A 1439-nucleotide genomic window follows, 5' to 3' on the forward strand; every position below is an offset into this window, starting at 1 on the left:
TTCTCAGGCCGTCTGAACGGTGAAACGAGAATCTTTGACTTCGTTGTCACATCTGTTCAGACGGCCTTTTGAGATGACTGCTTAGTTCAATTTACCGTGGCACTGTTTGTATTTCAGGCCGCTGCCGCAAGGGCAAGGATCGTTGCGGTGAACAATCAGACCGTTTTGTGCAAGCGCTTCAGGGCTGAAGTCTGTGCCGTCAGGGTCGAACGCTTCGGTAACCAAATCGGTTTGCGATTGACCGAGCAATTCTTCCATATCAGGCGCATCGGAGTGGACAGTTTGAACATCGCTGACGCTTTGTGCAGCAGTGTGGTCGTATTCGCTGTTGCGCTCGATTTGAACGGCAGTCAGCAAAGCGGCAATGTTTTGTTTGATACCGCGCCACAGGTTTTCAAACATGGCGAAAGCTTCGCGTTTGTATTCCTGTTTCGGATTTTTCTGGGCATAGCTACGCAGATGGATACCTTGGCGCAAGTAGTCCATGGCGGCGAGGTGTTCGCGCCATTGGTTGTCGATAACTTGCAGCATAACATTGCGTTCGAAGTCAGACATAGCCTGTTTGCCGACCAATTTGACTTTTTCAGCGTATTCGTCTTCGATGCGCTTGATGAGGCGTTCTTTAATGTCTTGGTTGTCCAAAGTGCTGTCTTCTTTCAGCCAGCCTTTAATATCGACATGGAGGCGGAAATCAGCGGCAAGTTGGTGCTCCAGTGCCGGAATGTCCCATTGCTCTTCCATGCTGTCAGGCGGGATGTGGTAATCAACCAAGTCGCTGATAACGTCGGCGCGGATTTCGCGGGTCAAATCGCTGACGTCTTTACTGGTCAGGATTTCGTTACGTTGATGGTAAATTACTTTACGTTGGTCATTGGCAACGTCATCGTATTCCAAAACCTGTTTACGCATATCGAAGTTGCGGCCTTCGACTTTACGTTGTGCGCCTTCGATTTGACGGGTCAGCAGGCCGTGTTCGATGGCAACGCCGCGCTCGGGTGCCAAGCGGTTGAGGATGGCGGCGGCACGGTCGAGTGCGAAGAGGCGCAATAATGGGTCTTCAAACGACAGATAGAAACGGCTGGAGCCGGGGTCGCCCTGACGGCCGGCACGACCACGCAACTGGTTGTCGATACGGCGGCTTTCATGGCGTTCCGTACCGATAATGTGTAAACCGCCTGCGGCCACAACTTGGTCGTGTTCGGCTTGCCAACCGCTTTCAAGGGCAGAAATTTGCGCTTGTTTTTGCTGTTCGCTCAGGGTTTCATCGGCACGGATGGCTTCGATTTGATGTTTGAGGTTGCCGCCCAAGACAATATCGGTACCGCGGCCGGCCATGTTAGTGGCAACGGTAATCGCGCCAACTTTACCGGCTTGGGCCACAATCAATGCCTCGCGCTCGTGTTCTTTGGCGTTCAGAACGTTATGCGGCAGACCTGCTT

At 52.5% G+C, this 1439-nt stretch carries 1 protein-coding gene; it reads right to left on the reverse strand.

Features of this window, described 5'->3' with window-relative positions; genetic code table 11:
- Positions 1 to 81: 81 nt before the first annotated feature.
- Positions 82 to 1439: preprotein translocase subunit SecA (locus ACTHUR_RS11060; RefSeq protein WP_440398604.1), on the reverse strand; the 1358-nt coding region annotated here is incomplete at its 5' end.

The organism is Neisseria sp. P0021.S007 (genome assembly GCF_051956855.1).